Below are 21,958 nucleotides of genomic sequence, written 5' to 3'. Positions count from 1 at the left end.
CAATCGCCAAGGTTTACCCGCTCACACTGGTGCCAGGAGTGATCCCGCAGCCGCCAAACCTGGAAGCATGTTCGACCATAGAGCCTTCTCCCGCCCTCTGTGACCAAGCACCGGCTTGAGGAGCCCCCACCATGCGTGTACGCCAGGAACGCGTCCAGGCGCAGCCCGCTGACGTAGCCCATCCCCCAGCTCTGCCTCATCCGGACGGATGGTTCTGTGTCGGTGTGTCCGCCGAATGGACACCCGGAAAGGTGCTGGCCAAGCCGTTCATGGATGGCGACATCGTCATCTACCGCACGCGAAAAGGCCATCTCAGGGCAGTCGAACCCTACTGCCCCCATCTGGGGGCCCATCTGGGTGTCGGCGGGACCGTGGAGGGGGAAGTGCTCGTGTGCCCTTTCCATAAGTTCGGATTCGCGCCGGACGGGAGCTGCACCCGCACGCCGTACGGGAAGCCTCCCCGGATTCGCTTGGAGCACCTGGCCGTCAGGGAGACTGTCGGCATCGTCTGGGTGTGGCACCATCATGCCGGTGCCGCCCCCACTTGGGAACTGCCTGACGACCTGCCCTGCTCCGCTCGGCCGGTTGCCTGGGCCATCGACGTGGCCGGCCACCCTCAGCAGGGGGCGGAGAACGCCATCGACTATCAGCACATCCCCGCTCTCCACGGTGTGGGGGTCGAAGTCCTGTCCGCGCCCAGGGCCGACGGCCCCTTCTACACCGTTGAGTACCGGTTCAAACGGCCCATGCCGCCGTTGGGCACCGTCAACCAGGATGGTCGAATCAAGTACTACGGCCTGGGCGGATTTCACGTCCAGCTGATACTGGCCGGCGGCCGGATAGTCGCTGACACCTGGTTCCTTGCTACCCCTATCGGTCCCTGGCGAATGCGCTACTGGGTCATGACCAGCACGCGCCTGTCCCTGCCGAGAATTCTTCGAGGCCGGGCACGACGCGGGACCGTGGCAGTACTGAGTTCTTTTCTGAACCATGTGATGAACCATTTCGCGGTGCGCGACGTCCGGCGCGATATGACCATCTACCAGCATCAGAAGCACATCACGCCTCCCAAACTCAACGACGAGGACGGCGCCATCGGTCCGTTCCGTATTTGGGCACGCCAGTTCCTCCCGGACAAGAGCGTGACCGGGGACCACGAGTCGCGCAACGGGACGAGCCGCGCTCCTGGTCGGCCACAGGGTGCCAGTCGGCCGGTGCTCTAAGCCACAGATCAGGCTTGAGCCGGTCGGTCGGGCTGCCCGTCCCCGGTCGTCGGGGGCCGCATTTATCGCGTGGTGCGATGTCTTTGCCGCGGGTTTTCCGCCGTCGCCTTCAGCATCCTGCCAGCCGAAGGGATCGGAGACATTCTGCGTGTCTCCCTGTCTGTGCCACCAGTCGCATAGGTCAAGCGGGCAGCCGCTGTCCTCCGTCACTCGATGATGGTCCGCCCCTCACGGAACAAGGATCAGCAATGAAGATTGACCACCCCATTCCCATCGGAAGGTCCCAGTCGCAGCCGGTCGGCGGGCATCCGGTCTCCCCGGACTTCCTGCACTACCGTGGAACGGCTGTGCAGGCCCTTGATGAGTTGTCGCAGGCGCAGACGCTGGGGCAGCTGTTGGACAGGGCGCACATGATGTGGTGCGGTCCGGCCTGCGAGCAGACCATGGCGTGTACGTTCCTGCACTATCCCAGGGTCGCCCCGCCTCCCGGGACACCCCGCGCACAGCGGTCCCGGTACAACAAGGAGACCGCTGACCTGTTCCCTCTCATGGGGGGTGACGAATACGACCCGAGTAGCGTCAAAGTCCACGAAGTGGACTTCTGGCCGTTGCTGAGGGCCGTCGCAGGTCAGGTCGGCGCTGGTAAAGGGTTGCCGGTGGATTACTCGGACTGGTCCAAGAAGGGGGACGCGACTGCCGCTGCTTCAGTGCGCTATGCCTGTCGCGACGCCATCCAGTACATGGCCAACTGGTCCGGCGAACGATACGCGGACTCTCCGGTGGCCGTGCATTACACGGCATTCGCCGTCATTGTTGACGAACTCTGCATCCCGCCACTGGACCTGGTGCAGGGCCGGTTCCGGATGTACGGCCGCTCGGCTGCCGACCTTGCCCAGGTGATGGACGAGCAGGGCTGGGGATCTGACGGGCCGCAGGTGATGCTGGCGCTGATCCGCCAGTTCATGCTCCAGTACGCCGAGAAGGTCGAACATGCCTCCGACCCCGGCCGTACCAGGCTTAAAGCGCACCTGAACAAAACGCCCAACATGTGGGACGCGCTCATTTACCGAACCCACACCGCCAACTGCTACGGGGTCGCGATCGCCGTCGGCCGGGTGCTCGGTAGTGGACCGTCATCGTTCACATGGCTGTGGGACAGCTCCATCTGCAATGCAACCTCGATGGACCTGTGCAAACACCCGATCGAGATCTACGGGTACGACTACCAGAACGCCACTGCCAGCCCGCGCTTCTTCCACCAGCGGAGGACTGCCTACCGCTCCATCTACCTCGACCTCATCGATGACCTGGTAGCCAGTGGAGCACCCGAAGCTCTGGTCCACTACGGCCGGTCCGGCTTCCTGTTCGTCCAAACCCAAGAGCGGTACCACGAACGCCGCGCCAGCCGCCGTATGCCGCTCACCCCCGCCATCACTACCCACCTGCACGACCTCTTCGGGGACACCCCTGCCGACTCATCCCTGGAACGCCGATTCCATCCATACAAGGCGGGGTGACCGGCCTTGTGACAAGTCGGCGCGACAGCAGGGCTGTATTCGTGCGCTCCTCGTTTGTATCGGAGCATCCACATGGTGGTGGCGGGGACCGATCTGCTCGCAACCCTCGTGCGCGACTCCCGCTGCCGGGCGGTCGAGGTGCTGCGCCGGGCGGGCGTGGACCCGGTGGCGCCGGGCGCGCGGCTGGACGGCCCGGCCCGCTGCGAGTGCGGCTGAGCCCTTCGGCCACGGGCTCCCCTTCGCCTATGGGCTTCCGTTCGTCCAGGGCTTCCTCCGAAAGGAGTTGCCCCACGGCCGCCCGCCCGCCTAGGGTGCCGATCATGCCGACGACCGCTGTTCTTCCGCCTCCCGCCGCCTAGCGCGGGCGGCCGTTTCCCGGAGGACCCGGGCCCTGACGGGCCACGGGCCGATCGCCGCTGCCCGCATACGGAGTACGCGATCACCGAAGTCTTCCGCGGGAGAACAGAACAGTCATGCGCAACTCCTCTCTTCCGGCCTGCCGCGTTCCGGGCGGGCCGTCCGACGGCGTGCCCTCGCACACCGGCCCCGGACTCTCCGTCAATCAGGGGCTGGCCTGCGTCGTCGTCGCGGGCGTCGCCTGGGGCACGGCGGGCGCCACCGCCGCGCTCGCCTCCACCAGCAGCGGCCTGGGCCCCGTCGCCCTCACCTTCTGGCGCACGGTCGGCGGCCTCGTCCTGCTGCTGGCCGTGCGGGCCCTGCGACCCCGGCCCGCCCGTCCGGTGCGCGTGCCCGAGACCAGGCGGCGCCGGGCGGCCCGTCTCCTGATCACCGGCGGTGGTCTCGCCGTCTTCCAGGCCGCCTACTTCGCGGCGGTCGACGGGACCGGTCTGGCGGTCGGCACGGTCGTCACCCAGGGAGCCGCGCCGGTGCTGGTGGCGCTGGCCGGCAGGCTCTTCATGGGTGAGCGGCTCGGCACGGGAGGCCGGATCGCGGTCGCCGGTGCGCTGACAGGGCTGGTGGTGCTGGTGCTCGGCCGCGACGGCGCGGGCACCGTGCGGCCGGCCGGAGTGGTCTGGGGGCTGGTATCGGCCGCGGCCTACGCGCTGCTCACCCTTTACACCCGGCGCCTCGGCGGTGAGGGCCGGGCCACGGACCCGTTCACCACGACGCTCACCTCCTTCGCTGTCGGCGCGGTCTGCCTCCTGCCTCTCGCCGCTGCCGAGGGGCTGTGGCCCCGGACGCAGGAACTGGGGCGCACGCTGTGGCTGCTGGGGTACCTGGTGACGGTGCCGACGGCGCTGGCGTACGGGCTGTTCTTCGCGGGCCTCGCGGCCGTGCGGGCCACGACGGTCTCGGTGATCACCCTGCTGGAGCCGGTCACGGCGGCGGCGATCGCCGTGACCCTGCTCGGTGAGCGCCTGACCGCCGCGACCGCGCTGGGCACCTGTGTGCTGCTGGGCGCGGTCGCGGCCCTCGCCCTCGCCGAGGCCGGCGGGGACGGGTGGCGCCCGGGAGCGGCACGTTCGCGGCGGCGCCCGGAGGCCGTGCGGTCGGGGCCGGTCAGCGGCCGGTGAGGTAGTCCGGCACGGGGATGCCGGGGGTGAGGTCGTCCGCCGGGACGGGGGCACCGTAGGCCGTCGTCACGGGGACGACCCCGCTCCAGTGGGGCAGGGCCACGTCCTCCTCGTCGTCGGCCGGGCCCGCGTGGCGGACCTTCGCCGAGACCTCGGTGAGGTCGACGCGCAGCACGGCCGTGGCGGCGAGCTCCTTGGCGGACGCGGGCCGGGAGTCCGCCGCCCGCCCCGGCACGACCTGGTTCACCAACGCGTCGAGGGCCTCGGTGAGCTCGGCGGCGTCGGTGACCCGCCGGGCCGTGCCGTGCACCACGACCGAGCGGTAGTTGAGCGAGTGGTGGAAGGCGGAACGCGCCAGGACGAGCCCGTCGACATGTGTGACCGTCACACAGACGGGCATGCCCGGCTCCCGCGCCTCGCCCGCCGAGCGCAGGGGCCGGGAGCCGGTGGAGCCGTGCACGTAGAGGCGGTCGCCCACGCGTCCGTAGAGGGTGGGCAGGACGACGGGGGCGCCGTCGCGGACGAAGCCGAGATGGCAGACGTAGCCCGCGTCGAGTATCTCGTGCACCAGGTCGCGGTCGTAGGACGCGCGGTCGCGGTAGCGGGTGGGGGTCGTGCGCTCGGTCCGCTCGTACTGCCCGTCGTACTGCCCGGCCCCGGAGACCGGCGCGGCGGCCGTGGAAGAAGGCATTGCGTTCTCCATTGCACTAGTGCATAGTTGGCTTTGTGCTAGGAGAGTATCGGATCGAAGGCCGTCGCGCAGTGGACATCTCCGCGAGCGTGGAACGCGCGGTGGGGTCGGGAAAGCTCGCCCCCGGCGAACTCCTGCCGCCGATGCGGGAGTTGGCGGTGGAGCTGGGAGTCAATCCCAATACCGTCGCCGCCGCCTACCGCACGCTGCGCGACCGTGGAGTGATCGAGACGGCGGGCCGGCGCGGCAGCCGGGTGCGCGAGCGCCCCGCCAGCACTCACCGCGAGCTCATCCGGGTGGAGGCGTCGGAAGGCGTGCGCGATGTCGCGGGCGGCAATCCCGACCCGGCGCTGCTACCTCCGCTCGGAGAGGCCCTCGCCGCGGCCGCGGAGCGCTCCCGCCGCAGACCGGTGCTCTATGGCGACCCGGCCGTCGACACCGACCTGGAGCGCATGGCCCGCGCCGCCTTCACGGCCGAGGGCGTCCCGGAGGGTCCGGTGGCCGTCACCTCGGGCTCGCTCGACGCCATCGAGCGGGTGCTGAGCGCGCATCTGCGGCCGGGCGACACCGTCGCCATCGAGGACCCGGGCTGGGGGAGCCTGCTCGACCTCATCCCCGCGCTCGGCCTGCGCGCCGCGCCCGTCGCGGTCGACGACGACGGCCCGCTGCCGGAGGAGGCCGACCGGGCGCTGCGCAGGGGAGCCCGGGCCATGGTCGTCACCGACCGCGCGCAGAACCCGACGGGCGCCGCGATCGGCGAGGCGCGCGCCCGGGAGCTGCGAGCCGTGCTCGCCCGCCACCCCGGGGTGCTGCTCATCGAGGACGACCACGGCCACGGCATCGTCGATCTGCCCCTCTGCCCCCTCGCCGGGGTCACCGACCACTGGGCGCTGGTCCGTTCCGTCGCCAAGGCCTACGGGCCGGACCTGCGCCTGGCCGTGCTCACCGGGGACGCCGTCACCGTCGACCGGGTGCGCGGCCGGCAGCGGCTGGGGCCCGGGTGGGTGAGCCATGTGCTCCAGGACGCGGTGGTGCATCTGTGGCGCGCCGGCGCCGTGGACGCGGCGGAGGTCGCCGCCTCGTACGGGCGGCGGCGCGAGGCGCTCGTCGCGGCGCTGCGGGAGCGGGGCGTCGAGGCGCACGGGCGCAGCGGGATGAACGTCTGGCTGCCTGTGCCGGACGAGACGGGGGCCGTGGCCCGGCTGCTCCAGGCGGGCTGGGCCGTGGCGCCGGGGGCGCGGTTCCGGCTCGCGTCGCCGCCCGGGGTGCGACTGACCGTGTCCTCACTGGAGATGGACGAGATAGGGCCGGCAGGGCGCTACGACTGAGCGGCCCCGTTCCCCCGCGTGGCGTCCCCCGCCGCCACGGTCCGGCCGGTCCGGGAGGAGCGGCGCTTGCTCTGGGTGAGCGCCGCTCCGGCCAGCACGATCAGCGCGCCGACCGGGGTGTTCCAGGTGAGCTCCTCGCCGAGCAGGGTGACGCCCGCCGTGGTCGCCACGACCGGGATGAGATACGTCGTCATGGTCGCGGTCGTCGGACCGACCTCGGCGACCAGCCCGTACTGGAGGAGGAAGGCGAGCCCCGTGCCGAGCGCGCCCAGGGCGAAGATGGCGAGCAGTGGCCCGGCGGACAGGGCGGACGGCAGCGGGCTGAGCAGCGGCGCGGCGACGCCGAGCTGGAGCGCGCCGACGAGCAGCTGGCCGCCGGACAGCGCCAGATGCCCGTCGCCGGTGCCCGACAGCGTGCGCCGGACGTAGATCCAGCCCAGGGCGTAGCTCACCGAGGCGACCAGGGCCATGGCGGTGCCCTTCGGGTCCTGCCCCGAGAAGCCCTGCCAGGCCCCGAGCACCACGAGCACCCCGATGAAGCCGAGGCCGAGCCCCGCGAAGCGGCGGCGCTTCGGCCGGTCCTCGGAGAGCGCCACGAGCGAGAGCACCATGCCCCACAGCGGGGTCGTGGCGTTGCAGACCCCGGCGAGGGTGGTGGAGATCGTCAGCTCGGCATAGGCGAAGAGCGTGAACGGAAAGGCGTTGCAGAGGAAGGCCGCGACGGCCAGATGACCCCAGGTGCGCGGGGAGCGCGGCAGCCGCTGCCGCTTGATCACCAGGGCCGTGAGGAGCACGACCGCGCCGAAGAACATCCGGCCGAAGGAGACATAGGGCGGCGCGAAGCCCTCGGTGCCGAGCTTGATGAAGAGAAAGCTGAATCCCCATACGACCGAGAGCACGGCGAATTTGATCCGCCAGTCGAGGCCCCGGCGCCCCGGGCGAGTGGCCGTCGTGACGGTGGAGGAGAGAGTGGGGGAGGGGGGTTGCTTCGGCGTCGCGACGGTGCTCATGCCGACTACCATGCAGGGCCATAACCCTTAGAACAAGCAAATAATTCTATGGGCTATCGCGTAGCATCGCTTATATGTTGAACCTGGAGCGCCTGCGCACCCTTCACGCCGTCGCCCGCCACGGTTCCGTCAGCGGCGCGGCGGAAGGGCTGCACGTGACGACCTCGGCGGTCTCGCAGCAGTTGTCCAAGCTGGAACGGGAGGCCGGGCAGCGGCTGCTGGCCAAGTGCGGCCGCGGTGTGCGCCTCACCGACGCCGGGCGGCTGCTCGCCGAGCACGCCGGGCGCATCCTCTCCCAGGTGGAGCTGGCCCAGGCCGACCTGGAGGCCCAGCGCGGCCACGCCGTCGGCGAGCTGCGGCTCGGCGCCTTCCCCACGGCCGCCCGCGGCCTGTTCCCGGCCGCGCTCGCCGCGCTGCGCGCGGACCACCCACAGCTGCGCGCCCGGCTGGTGGAGATGGAGCAGGAGGACGCCGTCGAGGGGACGGTGCGCGGCGACATCGACCTCGCCGTGGTCCTCGACTGGTACAACAAGCCGCTGCCGGTGCCGGACGAGCTGGTCAGGACCCCGGTCCTGGACGACCCCGTGGACGTCGCGGTCCCCGCCGGGCATCCGCTCGCCGACCGGGCGGACGTCTCCCTCGCGGACTTCGCGGAGGACGAGTGGATCGCCTGGCCCAAGGGCGAGTTCTGCCACGACTGGCTGCTGTCCACGCTGCGCGGCCAGGGCATCGAGCCCCGCATCGCACACATGGCCGAGGAGCACGCCACCCAGCTCGCCCTGGTCGCCGCGGGCCTGGGCATCGCGGTCGCCCCCCGGCTCGGCCGCGGCCCCCTGCCGGAGGGGGTGCGCGCGGTGCCCGTACGGCAGGCGATGTGCCGCCACGTCTTCGTCATCTGGCGCGCGGACGCGGACCGCAGGCCCTCGATCCGCGCGATGGCCGACGCGCTGCGGGCGGCGGCCGGGGGCGTACGGGGGTGACGGACGGGGCGTACGGGCCGCGTCACCCCTTCCGCAGCTTGCGGAAGTCCCAGGAGACGACGGCGTCCGGCGTCAGCCGGAGCCAGGCGTGCCGGCCGTCGTGGGGCACCGCCGCCAGGCCGAAGTACTTCTCCGCGAACATCCGCTCGGGAGCCACGAGCTCCGGGCAGGCCGCGCCCCGGCGCGGGGCCTCGCCCACCACGGTCACCGTGCCCGACAGCTCCGCGCCGCGCAGCTCCTCGTACTCCTCGCCGTCGTCGACCACCACCGCCACGCGCGGGTCGTGGCGCAGATCGGCCCAGCGCCGGCTGCGGACCAGGGAGTACAGCCACAGCGCCCGCCCGTCCCAGACGAACCACAGCGGGCCGACGTGCGGCCGCCCGTCCCGCCCGGCCGTCGCCACCCGGCAGACGCGCCGCCCGGCGAGGAAGACGTCGAGCTCGGCCCGCGTCATCATGGCCCGGCGGCCCCGCCGCTGTGTGACGGTCATCCCCGCGTCACCCGCCTTCCGGATCCGGCGTGCCCGGCGTACCCGATGTACCCGGCGTACGCGACCGTACCGACTGACCTGACTGACCTGACTGCTCGTCAGAAGAATGGGGCCTCTTCCCCGGCGCCGCAATGCCCACTAGCCTCACGCGAGCCCCCGACGGGGCCCAGGTACGGACCATCACCGGGGGAGCGGGGAGCGCCATGGCCACTCAGGACCCGTTCGCCGAGGAGACCGATCCGGCGAGCACCGTGCTGCTGACCGTCGAATGTCAGCGCGGGGTCGTCGGCCCCGACAGCGCGCTGCCCGAACTCGCGGCCGTCGCCCGCGCCTCCGGGGCGCTGGTCAACGTCGCGCGCCTCGTCGCCGGTGCGCACGAGGCGGGCGTCCAGGTCGTGCACGCCGTCGCCGAACGCCGTCCGGACGGCCGCGGCGCCAGCCACAACGCCCACCTCTTCCGCGTCGCCGAACGACTGCCCGTGCAACAGCTGACCGGCACCCACGCGGTCCGGGTGGCCGAGCCCGTACCCGTCGGCGACGGGGACCTGGTCGTCCGCCGGCTGCACGGGCTCTCGCCGCTGGCCGGGACGGGCGTGGACGCCCTGCTGCGCAACATCGGCTGCCGCACCCTGATCGTCACCGGCGTGTCGGCCAACGTCGGGATCCCCAACGCCGTCTTCGACGCCGTCAACCTCGGCTACACGGCCGTCGTCCCCTCCGACGCCATCGCCGGGGTGCCCGCCGACTACACGGCGGCGATGGTGCGCCACACCCTCGCGCTGGTCGCCACCGTGACCACGACCGAGGCCGTCCTGCGCGGCTGGCGCCGGCGGGTCCGTACCCGCCCGGCGCCCGGCCCCGATGGGCTCAGCCCAGCGTGATGGAGTCCCCGTTCACCGAGATCCGTTCCTCGGGCAGCGGCTTCTGCGCCGGGCCACCCCGTACGGCCCCGTCGGTGACCGAGAACCTGCTGCCGTGGCAGGGGCAGTTGATGGTGCCGTTCGCGACGTCCTTCACCACGCACCCCTGGTGGGTGCAGACCGCCGAGAACGCCTTGAACCGCCCCTTCGACGGCTGGGTGACCACGACCTTCCGGTCCGGGAAGACCTTGCCGCCGCCCTCGGGGATCTCCGACGTCCGGGCCAGGGCCGCACCCGCACCCGCGCCCGCCCCGGACGTGGCCCCCGTCCCGGGCGTGCCCTTGTCGCCGCCCGCCTGCCCCGGCGTCCCCTTCGGCGCGTCCGACGTGTCCGGCACGTCGCCCGAATAGCCCGAGCCCGAGCCCGCGTCGTCGGAGCCGCCGCACGCCGCGAGGACGGCGGCGAGACCGGCGGCTCCGGTCGCCGCGACGACGGCACGGCGGGTGGCGCGGACCGGACCGGCCGGGGCAGCCGGATCGGCCGGATCGGCCGGGGCCGATGGCGTGGAAGGCGCGGGTGACGAATGCGTCATGATCGTTCCTTTGCTGTCGCTTCGCATCAGCTGGTACAAGGACTCATACGGCCACGCCGCGCCCGGCGTTCAGACGGTCACCCCCGGACGATTAATCTGGGGCGATGCTCCCCGAAGTCACAGCCACCCGCTATGTCACGCCCTTGCGTGAGGGCGGCTCGCTCCCCGGCATCGTCGAGGCCGACGATCTGGGCACCTACGTCATGAAATTCACCGGCGCCGGCCAGGGCCGCAAGACGCTGGTCGCGGAGGTCATCTGCGGACAGCTCGGCCGCCGCCTCGGCCTGCGCGTCCCGGAGCTCGCCCGCATCCAGCTGGACCCGGTCATCGGCCGCGCCGAGCCGGACCAGGAGGTCCAGGCGCTGCTCAAGGCCAGCGGCGGGCTCAACCTCGGCATGGACTTCCTGCCCGGGGCGCTCGGCTTCGACCCGCTCGCCTTCGAGACCGACGCCGCCGAGGCAGGCCGCGTGATCTGGTTCGACGCGCTCATCAACAACGTCGACCGCTCCTGGCGCAACCCCAACCTGCTGGTGTGGCACGGCCGCCTCTGGCTGATCGACCACGGCGCCACCATGATCTGGCACCACAACTGGCCCGGCGCCGCGACCGCCGCCGGCAAGCCGTACAACGCCTCGGACCACGTCCTCGCCACCTTCTCCCCGGACATCGCCGGAGCGGCGGCCGAACTGGCCCCCCGGGTCACCGAGGAACTGCTGACCGAGGCGGCCGCCGACGTCCCCGACGAGTGGCTCGCCGACGAGCCGGGCTTCGACAGCCCGGACGCGCTGCGCCGGGCGTACGTCGAGGTGCTGCTCGAACGCGCGGCGACCATCGGCGAGAGAATCACCATGGGCGAACGCACCGCGGACAAACCGTCGCAGGCGCCGGAATGGGTACGTGTCAGGCTGGACGGAAAGGGCGCCGCGAAGTGACGGGCCGCGAGAACGGGCACGGGGCGCAGCAGTCGCACCGTGCCACCCAGGACCACAAGGGCCGCGACGGCGCGAAGCGCGACGTCTTCGAGTACGCGCTGCTGCGCGTCGTCCCCCGCATCGAGCGCGGGGAGCAGATCAACGCCGGAGTGGTCGTCTACTGCCAGGCGCAGTCGTATGTGACCGCCCGCGTCCACCTGGACGAGAACCGGCTGCTGGCGCTCGACCCGGCGGCGGACGTGGCCGGCGTCCGGGCCGCGCTGCACGCCGTCGAGGGCGTCTGCGCCGGGGGTGACCGGGCCGGGCAGGCGGCCTGCGACGACGCCGGCCGCCGGTTCCGCTGGCTGATCGCGCCGCGCAGCACGGTGGTGCAGCCGGGGCCGGTGCACACCGGGCTGACGGTCGACGCGGAGCGCGAGTCGGAACGCCTGCTCGATCTGCTGGTGCGATAGCGCTGGTGGGATAGCGCTGGTGGGACACGCCGGTGCGGTGGCGGGGACGCCCGGGACGAGGGGCGTGCGGTGAGGCGTTGACAGCGCGTGGCGGGACTTCTAGCGTCTGATCGACCGAGCTACTGAGCGGTTGCTCACCCCGCCGCCGCTCCCCTGGCCGGAGCGCGCCGCCGGGGCGAGCCGCCTTCGAGGTGAGGAGAACCCGCATGTCCACCACCGAACCCCGCGTCGCCCTCGTCACGGGCGCGGCCCGCGGCATCGGCGCCGCCACCGCGCTGCGCCTGGCCGCCGAGGGCCGCGCGGTCGCCGTCCTCGACCTCGAGGAGGCGGCCTGCGCGGACACCGTGGAGAAGATCACGGCGGCGGGCGGCAGGGCACTCGCCGTGGGCTGCGACGTCTCCGACGCCGCCCAGGTGGACGCCGCGGTGGCCCGCGTCGCCGCCGAGCTGGGCGCACCGGTCGTCCTGGTCAACAACGCGGGTGTGCTCCGGGACAACCTGCTGTTCAAGATGAGCGAGAACGACTGGGACACCGTCATGAACGTGCACCTGCGGGGCGCGTTCCTGATGTCGCGCGCCTGCCAGAAGCACATGGTGGACGCGGGCTTCGGCCGGATCGTCAACCTCTCCAGCAGCTCGGCCCTCGGCAACCGCGGCCAGGCCAACTACGCGGCCGCCAAGGCCGGCCTCCAGGGATTCACCAAGACCCTCGCCAAGGAGCTCGGCAAGTTCGGCATCACCGCCAACGCCGTCGCCCCCGGCTTCATCGCCACCGACATGACGGCGGGCACCGCCGCCCGCGTCGGCATGAGCTTCGAGGACCTCCAGGCCGCCGCGGCCACGCAGATCCCCGTGCAGCGCGTCGGCGAGCCCGAGGACATCGCCAACGCGATCGCCTTCTTCACCGGCGACCAGGCCGGCTTCGTCTCCGGACAGGTGCTGTACGTGGCCGGCGGCCCGCTCGACTGACCCGGCCCGTACGGCACGAGCACAGGTGGTCGTCGACCGCGCATGGTCGTTGACCGCACGCGGTCATCGGCCGCCCGAGGAGAAAACCGAGGAGAACGGACAGCATGCCCGCCACGCCCGCTCAGGAAAGTGAACCCTCCGGCAAGGTCGCCCTCGTCACGGGTGCCAGCCGCGGCATCGGCCACGGCATCGCCCGGGCCCTGGTGGCCCGCGGTGACCGCGTCGTCATCACCGGCCGCAACGAGGACGCCCTCAAGCAGGCCGTCGAGTCCCTCGGCCCCGACCGGGCCATCGGCGTCCCCGGCAAGGCCCATGACGAGGCCCACCAGGCCCTCGCCGTCGAGCGCGCCATGGAGACCTTCGGCCGAGTGGACTACCTCGTCAACAACGCGGGCACCAACCCCGTCTTCGGCCCCATCGCCGACCTCGACCTCGCCGTGGCCCGCAAGGTCTTCGAGACCAACGTCGTCTCCGCGCTCGGCTTCGCCCAGCGGACGTGGCACGCCTGGCAGAAGGACAACGGCGGCGCGATCGTCAACATCGCCTCCGTCGCCGGGGTCGCCGCCTCGCCCTTCGTCGGCGCGTACGGCATGAGCAAGGCCGCCATGGTCAACCTCACCCTCCAGCTCGCGCACGAATTCGCCCCCGGCGTCCGTGTCAACGCGATCGCCCCGGCCGTCGTGAAGACCAAGTTCGCCGCGGCCCTCTACGAGGGGCGCGAGGAGGAGGCCGTGGCCTCCTACCCCCTCGGCCGGCTGGGCGTACCGGAGGACATCGGCGGCGCGGCCGCCTTCCTGCTGTCCGACGCCGCGGGTTGGATCACGGGCCAGACCCTCGTCGTGGACGGGGGCCTCTTCCTCAACGCGGGGGTCTGAGGGCACGCGGCCGGGCCTCGCACCGGGGCACCGGCGCGGGCGTTGTCAGTGGTCGGCGGTAAGTTCTCCGGCGAGAACGGAACGAACCCCGGAGGTTGTCGACGTGACCGTCACCGACGTGCTGCCCGAGTCCTGGCACGGTGTCCTCGGCGAAGAGCTGGAGAAGCCCTACTTCAAGGAGCTGACCGAGTTCGTGGAGGAGGAGCGGGTCAAGGCCCCGGTGTATCCGCCGCGCGGGGAGGTCTTCGCCTCCCTGGACGCCACCCCGTACGAGCGGGTGAAGGTCCTCATCCTCGGCCAGGACCCGTACCACGGCCCGGGCCAGGGCCACGGTCTGTCCTTCTCGGTCCGGCCGGGCGTCAGGACCCCGCCGTCGCTGCGCAACATCTACAAGGAGATGCGCGAGGAGCTCGGCTACGACGTCCCGGACAACGGCTACCTGCTGCCGTGGGCCGAGCAGGGCGTCCTGCTGCTCAACGCCGTGCTGACCGTCCGGGGCGGCGAGCCCAACTCGCACAAGGGCAAGGGCTGGGAGAAGTTCACCGACGCGGTCATCCGCGCCGTGGCCGCCCGCCCCGAACCGGCCGTCTTCGTGCTCTGGGGCAACTACGCGCAGAAGAAGCTGCCCCTGATCGACGAGGAGCGGCACGTCGTCGTCAAGGGCGCCCACCCCTCGCCGCTGTCGGCGAAGAAGTTCTTCGGCAGCCGCCCCTTCACCCAGATCAACGAGGCGGTGGCGGCCCAGGGCCACGAGCCGATCGACTGGCGGATCCCGGACCTCGCGGTCTGACGGCACGATGGACGGTGCGGTGACGGACGGCCCGACGCGGAGGGGCCACGCAAGGGTAGTCGGGCGTCAACGCCCGTACACCTGGTGGCAGATCCGCGACGCGTCGCCGCCCTTCTCCCACTTCCCATAGGTGTCGCCGAGGGCGCACAGGCCCTTGCCCTGCTGCTGCCCCCGCGATGCCGGGGCCGGTGCGGGAGCCGGGGCCGGGGCCGCGTGGCGCTCCTCCGGTTCGGGCGCCGGCCGGGGGGCCGGGCGTTCGGGCTCGGGCGGTGCCGGGGCGGGCTCCTGCCGCTCGGCCCGTCGCTCCGGGGAGGGGGCCCGCCAGGCGCCGCCCGGGTCGGAGGCGGGCGGGGGAGCGACGAGCGACGGCGCGTCCGGGGAGCGTCGCGCCCCCTGGTCGCCACCGGCCGCCCGCGAGGGCCCCGGAGGGTCCCAGGGCATGGTCGGATCGGCCGGGTCCTTGGGGTCCGCCGGGTTCTTCGGGGCGTACGGGTCGTACGGGCCCGTACGGAAGGGGTCCGCGGTCGGGCCCGGTGCCCCGTCCACCCCCGGCGCCGGCCTTCCGTCCGGGGACGGCGGCCGGGAGGCGCCCGGGCCCGTGACGGTCAGCGACTCACGGGCCGGACCCTGGACGGCCCGGGGCCCGCCGGGCCCGCCGGGCGCGAGGGGGCGGGGGGAGACGGAGACACAGCCGACCGCGGCCGACATGGCCACCGCCACCAGGACGGCGGCTGAGGGCACTCGATGCATTCGGCCAACCCTGCTGCCCGCCAAGGGACATGGGGAATTCCCCGCAGGGGTGACATGGGATCACGGCCCCGGCCGCGCTCCGCTCAGGCCCCGGTCGCGCCGTCGACGCGCTCGCGGATGAGGTCGGCGTGGCCGTTGTGCCGCGCGTACTCCTCGATCATGTGCGTGAGGATCCAGCGGAGGCTGAAGGTCTGGCCCGGGCGGTACCCGACACCGGTGCCGGTGTCGTCCAGCGACCGGGTGGCGGCGAGCTCCCGCGCCTTGACGATCTCGGCCTGCCAGGTGGCGAAGGCCTCCTCACCGGTGTCCTTCTCCGTGACCTTGAAGTCCTTGTCGCGGTCGGTCTCGTCGTAGTAGATCGGCGGCGCGTCCTCCCCGGACAGCACCCGCTGGAACCAGTGGCGCTCCACCTCGGCCATATGCCGCACGAGCCCCATGAGGGACATGATGGACGGCGGCGCGGACGCCGTCCGCAACTGCTCGTCGTCCAGGCCGGCACACTTGGCGGCCAGTGTGGCCCGATGGAAGTCCAGCCAGGTCTCCAGCATTTCGCGTTCGCCCGCGGTGGTCGAGGGCATGGGGCGCTTGTCGATCGTCATGCTGCCATCATCGCGCCGCAGTTCGAACTGACGCCAGGGATTATCGTCCCAGCGCTCCCCGCAGCAGCTCCCTGAACCCCCGCCGCAGTTCGGCGGGGCCGGGCACCTCGGCGTGGTAGGAGCCCGCCGCGCACGAGAACATCAGCCCCTCGCACCACGCGATGAGCGACAGCGCGTGCCGCTCCGGTTCGGGTGAGCCCGCGGCCGTCAACAGCGCGATCACCGGAGCGCGGAAGCGGCCCCGGCCCGTCGCGTCGTAGATCTCCCTCAGCTCGGGCCGACGCGCCGCCTCCAGTGCCAGTTCGTAGCGGGCGAGGAGCAGCTCACGCTGCCCGGTCAGCGAGCGGTGCAGCGCGAGCGCGAGGGCGTCGGCCAGCGCGTCGAGCCCGTCCGGCCCCGCCGGGTCCGGCATCTCACGGGGCGCCAGCACCTCCTCCTCACGCTCGGCCAGCCGCCGTACGGCCGCCTCCAGCAGCGCGGCACGGGTGCGGGCGTGGTTCGACGTCGAGCCGGGCGGCAGCCCGGCGGCCTCGTCCACGGCGCGATGGGTCAGGCCCCGCATGCCGCGCTCGGCGAGCAGGGCGAGCGCGGTGTCCGCGATCAGCTGGGCGCGGGGGCGGGTGGGGGCGGTCTTCTCGGGGCGCACGACGCCAATCTACCGCCCGCACTACAGGTGTAGTAGCTTGGCCCTGTCACTACACCTGTAGTTTCCAGTTTCCGGTTTCCGTTTCGGGAGGGATCCATGGCACAGCCCCGCGCCGTCGTCATCGGCGGCGGCATAGGCGGCCTCACCGCGGCCTGCGCCCTGCACCACGACGGCTGGACCGTCACCGTCCTCGAACGCGCCGCCGCCCTCGAACCCGTCGGCGCCGGCATCGCCCTGGCCCCCAACGCCCAGCGCGCCCTCGACACCTTCGGCACCGGCGACGCCGTACGCGCCCTGTCCGGCTGGCAGGCCGACGGCGGACTGCGGCTGCCCGACGGCCGCTGGCTCTCCCGTACGAGCAACGAGGCCGCGGCCCGGCGCTTCGGCGGCCCGGTCGTCGTCGCCCACCGCGCCGACGTCGTCGGCCTGCTCGCCGCCCGCCTCCCCGAAGGGGCCGTACGCACCGGCAGCCCCGCCACCCTCACGGACCCCGGCGCGCCGGACCGCCCCGCCCGCGTCACCACGCCCGACGGTGACCTGGAGGCGGAGCTCGTCGTCGCGGCCGACGGCATCCACTCCGCCGTCCGCGCCGCCCTCTTCCCCGGCCACCCCGCCCCCCGCTACACCGGGGCCACCGTCTGGCGCCTGGTCGTCCCCCGCCCCGACACGCCCTTCCCTGCGCACGAGACCTGGGGACCCGGCCGGCTGTGGGGCACCGTCCCGCTCCACGACGGCCGCGTCTACGCCTACGCCCAGGCCGTGGCCCCCGCCGGGGCCGTCTCACCGGGCGGCGAACTCGCCCAGCTCCGCCGCCTCTTCGGGGACTGGCACCACCCCGTACCCGACATCCTCGACGCCGCCGACCCCGCCGCGATCCTGCGCAACGACGTCCACACCACGACCCGCCCCCTGCCCGCCTTCCACCGGGGCCGGGTCGCCCTCCTCGGCGACGCCGCCCACGCCATGGCCCCCAGCCTCGGCCAAGGCGGCTGCCAGGCCATCGAGGACGCCGTCGTCCTCGCCCACGCCCTGGCCGCCGCCGACCCTTGCGTCGCCCTGGGTGAGTACACCCGGCAGCGCCTGCCGCGCACCACGGCCGTCGTCCGCCGCTCGGCCCGCGTCGCCCGCCTGACCCGCCTCTCCTCACCCCTCGCGTGCGCATTGCGCACCGGCGCCCTCGCCACCCTCAACCGCCTCGGTCCCCGCGTCGCCCTGCGCAGCCTGGACGGCGTGGCGGACTGGCGACCGCCCGCGCGTCAGCCGGCGGACCTCCTGACGAGCCATACGAGCAACTCCACGACCCCATAGAGCGCCAGGACCGTCAACGAGCCGTAGACGGCCCAGTCGCCGGCCCGGACATACGGGCTGGTGCCGCGCGCCAGGGGCACGTCGTAGACGGCCGCGGCGCTCCGTTCCGTGCTCAGCCGCTCGCCGACGATCCGTCCCCGTGGGTCCGTCACCGTGCTCACGCCCGTCAGCGTCGCGTGCACCATGGGCCGCCAGGTCTCGGCGGACCGCAGCGCCGCGAGCGAGGCGTGCTGGGCGGGCGCCCAGCTGTGCTGGAAGGTGGACGTGGACGACTGCGCGACGAGCAACTGGGCCCCGTCCCGGGACAGCTGCCGGCTCATGTCCGGGAAGGCCGACTCGAAGCACACCAGTGGCCCGACGAGCAGCCCCCGGCCCCGGGTGTCCGGCAGCCGCATCACCACCTGCCGGCTGCCGCGCTGCCGGTCCTCGCCGGCGGCCTTGCCCACGGACGTCGCCCAGCCGAGCAGCGAGCGGGCCGGGACGTACTCGCCGAAGGGCACCAGCCGCATCTTGTCGTAGCGGTCCCCGGTGGGTCCGTCCGGCCCGACCAGTACGGAGCTCTTGAAGATCCCCGGCCGGTCCGAACGCCGCGCGTCCACGTTCACCAGCAGGTCCGCGCCGACGGTCCGGGAGAGTGCGGCCAGCCGGTCGCGCAGATCGGGCCGGTTCCCCAGGTCCTGCCCCACGCTGCTCTCGCCCCATACGACGAGATCCACCCGCTGCCCGGCGAGCCGGCGGGTGAGCTCCTCCTCCCGGTCGAAGCGGCGCTGCACGCTCCCCGTCCCGTCGACGACGCCGGGCTGAACGACCGCGACCCGCACCGTCCCCGCGAGCTCCGGCACCGGCGCCCACCCCCACACCCCGGCGACCACCGCCGCGCAGACGAGCAGCCCCGCGGCCCCCACCGCACGCGCACGGGGCACCGAAACCAGCGCGACGACCGCGGTGTTCACCGCCACCAGCACGAACCCCACCAGCCAGACGCCCCCCACCGACGCCATCCGCAGCGCCGGGGCGACCTGCCATTGACTGGCCCCGAACAGCCCCCACGGCCCGCCCAAGTACTCCCAGGACCGCACGAGTTCGACGCCGATCCACCCGGCGGGCACCACGAACAACCCGGCCGCCACCCGCCCGGGCCCCGCTACGCCCCCCAGCAACCGGCGCACGAGCAGCCCCCAGGGCGCCCACAACAACCCCAGCAGCGCGGCCAGCACCAGGATGAACACATGCAGGCTGGGCAGCAGCCAGTGATGCACGGCCAGCAGAAACCCGGCCCCGCCCAGCCACCCCTCCAACGCCGCCCGCCGCGCCGTGGGCGCCGCCCGCACAAGCAGCATCCACGGCACGAGCGCCACCCAGGCCAGCCACCACAGCGACGGCGCGGGAAAGGCGAGGGCGGGCAGCGCGCCGGCGAGGACTGTGAGGGCAGCCCGCCACCACGGCGAGGCGAGGAGCCGCCCGTACCGCTCTGTCGACGACGTAATCGTCACCACGAGCCTCCCTCATGCGTGCCGACCATCAGTGTGGGGCATGCCCGGTCATTTATTCGCGCCACCACGCATGAGGGAGATCCGGCCCGTGCCGGGAGCTAACACACCTGCTTTCTAGCCTCGGCGCAGCCACTTTCGCTTCATGATCGACCTCCACCACGAGGGACGCTCGGGGGCCGTCCTTCCGGGGCTGGTCGCCGGAGCGGGCGGCTTCGTATGCTGAACGTCCGGCTGCGCCGACGGAGACTCGAAGTCGGTCAGTTCCGACGCCTGGGGCTGACGTGATGTGAACTTCACTGGCAGTTCGATCAGATGGCGACTCAGGATCGCCGAGCGGTAGTCGAGGTCGGACTCCTCACAGGCGAGTGCGATGTCGGGAAGCCGCAGGAGCAGAGCGTCGATACCCGTGCCTGCGATCGCCCGGCCCACGTCCTGGCCCGGACACTCGTGCGCGCCGCCACTGAACGCCAGGTGGGCCCGATTTCCGTGGATGGGGGCGTCGAGGTCCGGCCGGACCACTGTGTCCACGTTGCCGGCGGCCAGCCCCAGGATCAACGCGTCACCCGCCTTGATCTGCTGCCCTGCGAGCTCGGTGTCCTGCGTGGCCCAGCGTCCCAGGATCGCCATGAACGGCGGCTCGTCCCACAGCACCTGCTCGACCGCGTCCGGCAGTGTCATATGGCCGCCCGCGAGCGATGCCCGGAAGCGGACGTCGGTGAGGACCATCTTCAGGGTGTTCGCGATGAGGGTGGCCGTCGTCTCGAACGCCGCGATGAGGACGAGCCGCAGATGCTGCTGGACCTCGTCGTCCGTCAGCCCGGAAGGGTGCTCCAGCAGCCAGGTGGCCAGGTCGGCACCCGGTTGAGCGCGCTTCCGCGCCACCAGCTTGCGCAGTTTCTCCTGAACGAACTCGTTGCTCGCCACCGCTGTTTTCGTGCCCCTGAGCATGTCGCGGGCCGCGTTCACCAGCTGGTGGCTGTACTCCTCGGGCATGCCGAGCAACTGTGTCATGGCCATCATTGGGAGATGCTCTGCGAACTGGTGGACGAGGTCGGCGCGTCCCGTGGCGCAGAACTGGTCCACCAGATCATTGGCGCACTCCGTCACATGGCGGCGGATCCCTCTCTTGTCGAAGCGCGCCATGCTGTCGTTCACCGCTCCGCGCCAGCGCTCGTGCTGCTCGCCGTCGGTGAACACGCAGATGGGCTGCCAGGTGGTGATCGGCGCCAGCGGATGGTCGGGCTGAATCCTGCCTTCCCGATGCGGGGTCCAGAGCCGAGAGTCGCGGGAGAATCGCGACGGGGTGCGGGTGACGTCGAGGTTCTCGCGGTAGCCCAAGACCAGCCAGGCCGGGAGGTCGCCGTGCAGCAGCACCGGCGCCACCGGACCGTGTTCGGCGCGCAGCCGTTCGTACAGCCCGTACGGGTCCGACTCGGCTTCCGGGCCGTACAGTCGGGACGCGCTCGCGTGGGACGCGCCGATGTGTGCCGGGCACCCCGGCGGTGGCGTCATGAGGGAGTCGGTGCCGGCGTGTTCGGGGGAGTTGGTCACTGTGGCTCCGTGGAGACGGTCGTGAGGGAGTACAGATAGCGCATCAGCGCCATCAGGATGTCGCGGCAGGAAATGCGGTCGCGGGCGTCGCAGTCGATCATGGGGACGGAGTCGTCCAGGTCCATCGCCGCCCGGAGCTCCGATACGGGGTACCTGGGGGCGCCGGGGAAGGCGTTGACCCCGACGACGAACGGGACGCCGCGCTCCTCCAGGCGGCCGATCACGTCATAGCTGACCTCCATCCGGCGGGTGTCGAGGAGGACGACCGCGCCGAGGGCGCCCTCGAAGAGGCCGTTCCACAGGAACCAGAACCGCTCCTGGCCGGGCGTGCCGAACAGGTACAGCACCAGTTGGTCGTTGATGCTGATGCGGCCGAAGTCCATGGCCACCGTGGTCTCGGTCTTCTGCTCGATGCCGGCGAGGTCGTCCACGCCGACACCTGCCTGGGTCATCGTCTCCTCGGTGGTCAGCGGCCGGATCTCGCTCACCGCGCCGACCAGGGTCGTCTTGCCGACCCCGAAGCCCCCGACGATGACGACCTTGACGGCCGCGGTGGCCGTGGCGGGGAGGATGTCCTCGCTGCGCGGCCCGGCGTAGTTCTCAGAGCTTCTGTAGTCCATGCATCACCGCCTCAAGGATTCGCACGTCGGGCAGCGCGGCCGCGGGCACCGGCGGGCGGGCCTCGACCTTTCCGCCGGCGAGCAGCTCGGTGAGCATCGGGGTCAGAGTGCTCACGGGCAGCTCCAGATAGGCGGATATCTCCGCGACCGAGAGGGGGAAGTCGCACATCCGCACGACGGCGGCGTGCTCGGGCTGGAGACCGGGGTCGGGCTCCGCGCGGGAGACGATCAGGGTGACCAGGTCGAGGTGCGTCGAGGTCCTGGCCCGGGTCTCCGCCGTACTGAGGATGTACAGCCGGTCCGGGTTGCCGGGCGGCTCCGCTCCGGGCTCGTCGTCGGGTCGGGAACCGTTCACGTGGCCGCCCCGCCGACCCGGGGCGGGCTGGTGAGATGGGAGCCGATGCGGGCCACCAGGTCCCGCATCTTCATGCCCATCAGCCCGGCGTCCACGTCGTCGTCGGCCAGCACGGCCAGATACGCCCCGGCCCCGGCGGCCATGAGGTAGAAGAAGCCGCCGTCGACCTCGATCACCACCAGCCGCATCTCCCCGTCCCCGTGCGGGAACTCCTGGGCGATGGCCGTCGAGAGGCTCTGCAGTCCGGCGCAGGCGGCGGCGAGGCGGTCGGCGACCTCCGTGTCCGTACCGTGCTGGGCCATGCGCAGGCCGTCCGAGGACAGCACGATCACGTGGCGGGTCTGGGGGACGCTGGTGGCCAGGTCCTTGAGCATCCAGTCCATGTTGAACCGC

At 72.3% G+C, this 21,958-nt stretch carries 25 protein-coding genes; 13 read left to right on the top strand and 12 right to left on the bottom strand.

Annotation, left to right across the window (positions count from 1 at the left end):
- Nucleotides 1–131: 131 nt before the first annotated feature.
- From RM609_RS27120 to RM609_RS27105, 4 genes are all read left to right on the top strand, one after another.
- On the top strand, nt 132–1,223 hold the full coding sequence (locus tag RM609_RS27120; protein ID WP_311614203.1) for a Rieske 2Fe-2S domain-containing protein: 1,092 nt from the start codon (nt 132–134) through the stop codon (nt 1,221–1,223).
- A gap of 248 nt (nt 1,224–1,471) precedes the next feature.
- Nucleotides 1,472–2,740, top strand: coding sequence for a hypothetical protein (locus RM609_RS27115; protein ID WP_311614202.1), 1,269 nt, complete (start codon nt 1,472–1,474; stop codon nt 2,738–2,740).
- Nucleotides 2,741–2,794: 54 nt separating this feature from the next.
- Nucleotides 2,795–2,956 (top strand): hypothetical protein, encoded by a 162-nt coding sequence (locus RM609_RS27110; protein ID WP_438828545.1) that lies wholly within the window; start codon nt 2,795–2,797, stop codon nt 2,954–2,956.
- Nucleotides 2,957–3,213: 257 nt separating this feature from the next.
- Nucleotides 3,214–4,275, top strand: a complete 1,062-nt coding sequence (locus RM609_RS27105; RefSeq protein WP_311614201.1) for a DMT family transporter — start codon at nt 3,214–3,216, stop codon at nt 4,273–4,275.
- Here RM609_RS27105 and RM609_RS27100 read toward each other — a convergent pair.
- Nucleotides 4,262–4,966 (bottom strand): pyridoxamine 5'-phosphate oxidase family protein, encoded by a 705-nt coding sequence (locus tag RM609_RS27100; protein ID WP_311614200.1) that lies wholly within the window; start codon nt 4,964–4,966, stop codon nt 4,262–4,264. The genes RM609_RS27105 and RM609_RS27100 overlap by 14 nt on opposite strands.
- A 35-nt stretch (nt 4,967–5,001) precedes the next feature.
- On the opposite strand from RM609_RS27100, the gene RM609_RS27095 reads away from it, so the two are divergent.
- On the top strand, nt 5,002–6,294 hold the full coding sequence (locus tag RM609_RS27095; protein WP_311614199.1) for an aminotransferase class I/II-fold pyridoxal phosphate-dependent enzyme: 1,293 nt from the start codon (nt 5,002–5,004) through the stop codon (nt 6,292–6,294).
- Here the strand turns inward: RM609_RS27095 and RM609_RS27090 are convergent.
- On the bottom strand, nt 6,285–7,304 hold the full coding sequence (locus tag RM609_RS27090) for a DMT family transporter (protein WP_311614198.1): 1,020 nt from the start codon (nt 7,302–7,304) through the stop codon (nt 6,285–6,287). The genes RM609_RS27095 and RM609_RS27090 overlap by 10 nt on opposite strands.
- A gap of 74 nt (nt 7,305–7,378) precedes the next feature.
- On the opposite strand from RM609_RS27090, the gene RM609_RS27085 reads away from it, so the two are divergent.
- On the top strand, nt 7,379–8,284 hold the full coding sequence (locus RM609_RS27085; protein WP_311614197.1) for a LysR family transcriptional regulator: 906 nt from the start codon (nt 7,379–7,381) through the stop codon (nt 8,282–8,284).
- Nucleotides 8,285–8,306: 22 nt separating this feature from the next.
- Here the strand turns inward: RM609_RS27085 and RM609_RS27080 are convergent, their stop codons facing one another.
- Nucleotides 8,307–8,774 carry a pyridoxamine 5'-phosphate oxidase family protein gene (locus RM609_RS27080; protein WP_311614196.1) on the bottom strand — a complete coding sequence of 156 codons (468 nt, stop codon included), beginning with the start codon at nt 8,772–8,774 and terminating at the stop codon, nt 8,307–8,309.
- Nucleotides 8,775–8,977: 203 nt separating this feature from the next.
- Between RM609_RS27080 and RM609_RS27075 the strand changes: the two genes are divergently transcribed.
- The gene (locus RM609_RS27075; RefSeq protein ID WP_311614195.1) at nt 8,978–9,655 is read left to right on the top strand and encodes a cysteine hydrolase family protein; all 678 of its coding nucleotides are present in this window, start codon (nt 8,978–8,980) and stop codon (nt 9,653–9,655) included.
- Here RM609_RS27075 and RM609_RS27070 read toward each other — a convergent pair.
- Nucleotides 9,642–10,226: a Rieske (2Fe-2S) protein gene (locus tag RM609_RS27070; RefSeq protein ID WP_311614194.1), complete on the bottom strand. Its 585-nt coding sequence runs from the start codon at nt 10,224–10,226 to the stop codon at nt 9,642–9,644. The two genes, RM609_RS27075 and RM609_RS27070, sit on opposite strands and share 14 nt — an antisense overlap.
- Before the next feature lie 104 nt (nt 10,227–10,330).
- On the opposite strand from RM609_RS27070, the gene RM609_RS27065 reads away from it, so the two are divergent.
- The 5 genes from RM609_RS27065 to RM609_RS27045 all read left to right on the top strand — a co-directional run bounded on the left by RM609_RS27065 (nt 10,331) and on the right by RM609_RS27045 (nt 14,243).
- Nucleotides 10,331–11,158, top strand: a complete 828-nt coding sequence (locus RM609_RS27065; protein ID WP_311614193.1) for a HipA family kinase — start codon at nt 10,331–10,333, stop codon at nt 11,156–11,158.
- Nucleotides 11,155–11,610: a DUF3037 domain-containing protein gene (locus tag RM609_RS27060; RefSeq protein WP_438828544.1), complete on the top strand. Its 456-nt coding sequence runs from the start codon at nt 11,155–11,157 to the stop codon at nt 11,608–11,610. The genes RM609_RS27065 and RM609_RS27060 overlap by 4 nt, the downstream gene beginning before the upstream one ends.
- 206 nt (nt 11,611–11,816) lie before the next feature.
- A complete protein-coding gene (gene fabG, locus RM609_RS27055) occupies nt 11,817–12,578 on the top strand; it encodes a 3-oxoacyl-ACP reductase FabG (protein ID WP_311614192.1) in 762 nt (253 codons plus the stop codon).
- 104 nt (nt 12,579–12,682) lie between these two features.
- Nucleotides 12,683–13,453 carry an SDR family oxidoreductase gene (locus RM609_RS27050; protein ID WP_311614191.1) on the top strand — a complete coding sequence of 257 codons (771 nt, stop codon included), beginning with the start codon at nt 12,683–12,685 and terminating at the stop codon, nt 13,451–13,453.
- A 103-nt stretch (nt 13,454–13,556) separates the two neighbouring features.
- Complete coding sequence (locus RM609_RS27045) at nt 13,557–14,243, top strand: uracil-DNA glycosylase (protein ID WP_311614190.1); 687 nt, start codon at nt 13,557–13,559, stop codon at nt 14,241–14,243.
- 66 nt (nt 14,244–14,309) lie between these two features.
- On the opposite strand, the gene RM609_RS27040 is transcribed toward RM609_RS27045, so the two are convergent.
- From RM609_RS27040 to RM609_RS27030, 3 genes are all read right to left on the bottom strand, one after another.
- Nucleotides 14,310–14,993, bottom strand: coding sequence for a hypothetical protein (locus tag RM609_RS27040; protein WP_311614189.1), 684 nt, complete (start codon nt 14,991–14,993; stop codon nt 14,310–14,312).
- Between the two features lie 83 nt (nt 14,994–15,076).
- Nucleotides 15,077–15,592 carry a DinB family protein gene (locus RM609_RS27035; protein ID WP_311614188.1) on the bottom strand — a complete coding sequence of 172 codons (516 nt, stop codon included), beginning with the start codon at nt 15,590–15,592 and terminating at the stop codon, nt 15,077–15,079.
- A 40-nt stretch (nt 15,593–15,632) separates the two neighbouring features.
- A complete protein-coding gene (locus tag RM609_RS27030; RefSeq protein ID WP_311614187.1) occupies nt 15,633–16,238 on the bottom strand; it encodes a TetR/AcrR family transcriptional regulator in 606 nt (201 codons plus the stop codon).
- Nucleotides 16,239–16,334: 96 nt separating this feature from the next.
- On the opposite strand from RM609_RS27030, the gene RM609_RS27025 reads away from it, so the two are divergent.
- A complete protein-coding gene (locus RM609_RS27025) occupies nt 16,335–17,546 on the top strand; it encodes an FAD-dependent monooxygenase (RefSeq protein WP_311614186.1) in 1,212 nt (403 codons plus the stop codon).
- On the opposite strand, the gene lnt is transcribed toward RM609_RS27025, so the two are convergent.
- The 5 genes from lnt to RM609_RS27000 form a co-directional block, all read right to left on the bottom strand.
- The gene (gene lnt / locus RM609_RS27020; RefSeq protein ID WP_311614185.1) at nt 17,495–19,039 is read right to left on the bottom strand and encodes an apolipoprotein N-acyltransferase; all 1,545 of its coding nucleotides are present in this window, start codon (nt 19,037–19,039) and stop codon (nt 17,495–17,497) included. The genes RM609_RS27025 and lnt overlap by 52 nt on opposite strands.
- A gap of 114 nt (nt 19,040–19,153) precedes the next feature.
- Nucleotides 19,154–20,551 (bottom strand): cytochrome P450, encoded by a 1,398-nt coding sequence (locus RM609_RS27015; protein ID WP_311614226.1) that lies wholly within the window; start codon nt 20,549–20,551, stop codon nt 19,154–19,156.
- Between the two features lie 35 nt (nt 20,552–20,586).
- Nucleotides 20,587–21,210 carry a GTP-binding protein gene (locus tag RM609_RS27010; protein ID WP_311614184.1) on the bottom strand — a complete coding sequence of 208 codons (624 nt, stop codon included), beginning with the start codon at nt 21,208–21,210 and terminating at the stop codon, nt 20,587–20,589.
- Nucleotides 21,191–21,565: a DUF742 domain-containing protein gene (locus tag RM609_RS27005; protein WP_311614183.1), complete on the bottom strand. Its 375-nt coding sequence runs from the start codon at nt 21,563–21,565 to the stop codon at nt 21,191–21,193. Before RM609_RS27005 ends, RM609_RS27010 begins: the two co-directional genes overlap by 20 nt.
- Nucleotides 21,562–21,948, bottom strand: coding sequence for a roadblock/LC7 domain-containing protein (locus RM609_RS27000; protein ID WP_126917876.1), 387 nt, complete (start codon nt 21,946–21,948; stop codon nt 21,562–21,564). The genes RM609_RS27005 and RM609_RS27000 overlap by 4 nt, the downstream gene beginning before the upstream one ends.
- Nucleotides 21,949–21,958: the final 10 nt, after the last annotated feature.

It is taken from the genome of Streptomyces hesseae (genome assembly GCF_031845785.1).
GTDB lineage: Bacteria > Actinomycetota > Actinomycetes > Streptomycetales > Streptomycetaceae > Streptomyces > Streptomyces hesseae.
The sequence above is the reverse complement of the archived record's forward strand: the minus strand, read 5'-3'. Positions and strand labels throughout refer to the sequence as shown.